General features: G+C 41.7%; 4 protein-coding genes. 2 read left to right on the forward strand and 2 right to left on the reverse strand.

Annotated features, from left to right (window positions below; all coding sequences use genetic code 11):
• The coding region (locus MK127_08320) for an oxaloacetate decarboxylase (GenBank protein MCH2532795.1) at positions 1–221 on the reverse strand (221 nt) is incomplete at its 3' end.
• Positions 222–320: 99 nt separating this feature from the next.
• On the opposite strand from MK127_08320, the gene MK127_08325 reads away from it, so the two are divergent.
• The gene (locus MK127_08325) at positions 321–1,619 is read left to right on the forward strand and encodes an MFS transporter (GenBank protein MCH2532796.1); all 1,299 of its coding nucleotides are present in this window, start codon (positions 321–323) and stop codon (positions 1,617–1,619) included.
• Positions 1,606–2,892 (forward strand): MFS transporter, encoded by a 1,287-nt coding sequence (locus MK127_08330; protein MCH2532797.1) that lies wholly within the window; start codon positions 1,606–1,608, stop codon positions 2,890–2,892. The genes MK127_08325 and MK127_08330 overlap by 14 nt, the downstream gene beginning before the upstream one ends.
• A gap of 5 nt (positions 2,893–2,897) precedes the next feature.
• Here the strand turns inward: MK127_08330 and MK127_08335 are convergent.
• The coding region (locus tag MK127_08335) for a glutamate dehydrogenase (GenBank protein MCH2532798.1) at positions 2,898–3,827 on the reverse strand (930 nt) is incomplete at its 5' end.

Here is a 3,827-nt window from a genome sequence, read left to right on the forward strand (position 1 = left end):
ATACGGGATACCTGTCCAGCTAGCTCGGTCGAAGTAATTAAATTAAGATCTGGTGCACCCAGAATAACTGCACTTGCTACTGAACCTCCAAGAATTCCAATATCAAAGCCTAAATCAGATGCAATGCGTGACGATATTGGATCAAATACTGACGCAGGTTGTATGCAACTGTCACTTGCTAGATATTCGCGTAGTTTTTTTCTTTTCTCAGAATTATTCATAGAAGCCTCAACCATATATCAACGAATTTCTACTTAAATCTATACAATTTTTCAAGAACCTGCTGATATTAAAACACTAGATTAAGGTATCCTTTGCTGATGCGTATAGTTCCTCCTGTTCGTGGTCTACCAAAATTATGGCCTTCAAAATTTTTCTATGGTTGGGCCATTGTCTATGCAAGTTTTTTGATATCTATTGCTCAAGTACCAATGTATGGTCCGGTTTTTTCTGTTTTTGTAAAGCCGATTGAAGACGAGCTAGGTTGGTCACGTTCAACTATCACTATTGCCTTCACTTTTGGAAGTATTGGTGGCTCTTTGCTTTCGGCAGTCATAGGCAGTGTTTTAGATAAGTATGGTGCTCGAACAGTAACAGTTATTGCAGGTATTACAGTGGCTAGTGCTCTTTTTGGAATTGCAACGATGTCTGAACCATGGCATTTTTGGATTGCTTACGGCATTGCGAGATCTGCTGCCCTAGCCGGAGTTAGCTTAGGTACGTCTGTCGCTATAGCTAATTGGTTTATTAAAAATAGAGGGCGGGCCACTGCTATTCGAGCAATGGGCCAGCGTGGAGGGCAGGCTATAGTTCCTATTCTGATAATGCCGGTGCTGCTAATTCTCGGATGGAGGGAATCATTTGCAGTACTTGCTGTAATTGCACTACTTTTCATTACATTGCCTGCATTTTTTTTCATCCGGAGAAGACCTGAAGATTATGGAATGGTGCCTGATGGAATAAGGATAAATTCCGTAGATAAGAATGAATCAATTGACCATGAAATCTCATGGGATTTGAAGCAAGTGCGAAAGACTCGGACCCTATGGATGATAACGATTGGTATGTCTGCAGGTATTGCAGCTCAGATCGCAATTAATGTTCATGCGGTAGCTAATTTTCAGGATCAGGGAATGTCCGAAGGTCTTTCAATCACTATAGCCAGTATGTTTACAGGCGTTGCAGCAGTTTCAATGATGGGATGGGGATTTTTACTTGATCATTTACATGTTAGGCATGTAAGTATGATTTCGATGGGATTGTTCATCGTCTCGATGTTTATATTGCTATTCGCAGAATCCTATGTTTTGGCGACTCTGTTTGCTATCACCTTTGGGGTAGCCACAGGAGGTTGGACTGTATCTCAGATGGTAATGATTCCTAATTATTTTGGAAGAATGCACGCTGGTTCAATCAAAGGTTTTATTTCTCCGGTTGAAGGCATAATTGGCATAAGCGGACCACTAATCGCTGCGTTTTTATTTGATCAATACGGCAGTTATGACTTAGCGTTCATTGGCGCAGCGGGCGCATTTTTTATCGGGTTGATTACATTTTATTTTGCGAAACCACTCGATCCAAGCAAAGCTGTTAGAGTGTGCCTTGATGAGCACAGATAAAATTCAAAAACTCCCAAGGCTTTGGCCATTCAAAAAAACATTTTATGGTTGGGGTATCGTAGCTGCTTCAGTACTTGTATCTGCGGCTCAGGTTCCAATGTATGGTCCTGTGCTTTCAGTATTTGTTGTTCCATTAAATGAGGACATGGGTTGGACATTTACAGAGATATCGATTGCCTTTACAGCCGGTAGCTTGTTTGGCTCTTTGGTGTCCGCAATTGTCGGACGCCAGCTTGATCGATACGGAGCAAGAGCCTCGGTCGTTGTTGCTGGAATGATAATGACCGGTTGTTTGATTGGATTAGCTTTAATGCAAGAAGTCTGGCAATTCTGGGGATTTTTCGGTCTAGGCAGAACTGCGGCCCTTGCCGGTATTAATCTTGGTACTTCAGTCGCAGTAGGTAATTGGTTCATAAAAAAACGAGGAAGAGCAGTATCGTTTCTCGGCATTGGTTTACGAGCAGGCCAGGCTCTGTACCCAATGATAATTATTACTCCAATAATAGTCGCGTATTCATGGCGTCATGCCTATGCTTTTTTGGCTCTTACCACGATAGCTCTTATCGTAATACCTGGCTGGATTTTCTTGAGAAGACGGCCTGAAGATTTTGGTCTAAACCCCGACGGGCAAGAAGACTCAACTTCATTGGAAAAAATTAATGACCAATCTGTTATTCAAGAAACTGAGCATTCCTTCACACTTTTAGAAGCTAGAAGGACAGCAGCATTTTGGTTAATCACTGTGGCTACAATGACTGTAATTTTTGCCCAGACTGCAGTCAATCTTCATGCAGTTTCCAGCGTGATCGACAGGGGGGGAATTGAATCTTCGTTCGCAGGAGTATTTGTTTTTATAATAATGGGGACTGCCGCTGCCTCCGCATATGGTTGGGGCGCTCTGATGGACAAAATTCATGTGCGCTGGGCAACCATTATTGCAACTTTATTCACTGCTGCATCAATGATCGTAATTACGTTCGCAACTAGCATCTGGCTTGCAGTAGCTTTTGCAATTTTGTTTGGACTAGGCACTGGTGGCTGGACAATTGCCCAGACGCTTTTATTTGCAAATTATTTTGGGAGACGGCACTTAGGTGCGATTCGTGGCCTTTCACAAGTAATGTCAGGACCCGTTGGCGCTGCAGGCCCATTGATGGCAGGAATTATCAGGGATCAAACTGATAGTTACACGCTTTCATTTGCTATATTTTTACTTGCGCTAATGGTAGTTTTATTAGCATTATTACTAGCGAGGCCGCCGCAAAAGGCTTAAATTCTTTAAACGAAACCGCGAAGTTTCGCAGTTTCAGTAACTTTTTCAACAGCTATTTCAAATGCAGCTTCTCTGAATGTCAGCCCACTATTTTTTACCTTTTCGGCAACTGAGTTATAGGCAGCTTTCATTCGTAATTTAAGTTCATTGTTGACCTGTTCTTCTTGCCAGCTGAATTGCTGTAAATTCTGCGTCCACTCAAAATAAGATACAGTTACCCCTCCACCATTTACTAAAATGTCAGGTAGAACAGTTATTCCTCTTTCGGCTAATAATTCGTCGGCCTCTGGCGTAGTTGGATGATTTGCGGCTTCAAGAATGACTTTATGTGAAATTGATTTTGCAACGTTTTCGGTAATGACATTTTCAATAGCGGCTGGCACTAATATGTCGGCTTCAATAGAAAAAATATCCTCTGGTAAGCATTTTTCACCTCCGGTGAAACCTGCTACTGTACCATTAATTTTTGCATAATCCCAAAGGGCGTTAATGTCGAGACCGTCGTATGAAACAACTCCTCCTAGATGGTCTGCTACTGCAATTACTGGTATTCCATTAGCGGAGGCCAGAGCGGAAAACCATGAACCAACATTCCCAAATCCTTGGACTACAGTTCTTGCTTTTTGGGGATTAATCTTTATGTCATTCAAAAATTCTTGAAGGACGAAAAGAGCTCCACGACCTGTTGCTGCATCTCTCCCCACAGATCCACCAAGTTCAATTGGCTTTCCAGTAACAATAGCCGGGTTATACCCGTTTGATTGTCCATATTCATCCATAATCCAAGCCATGGTTTGAGAATTTGTTCCTAGATCAGGTGCTGGTATATCTCTATTTTCTCCAATATATTTAAACATTGTAGAAGCATATCCTTTACTAATTCTTTCTAATTCATCTTGTGAAAAATCATTTGGATTTATTTTAATACCACCTTT

It is taken from the genome of Dehalococcoidia bacterium (assembly GCA_022449765.1).
Lineage (GTDB): Bacteria > Chloroflexota > Dehalococcoidia > Lucifugimonadales > Australimonadaceae > UBA2963.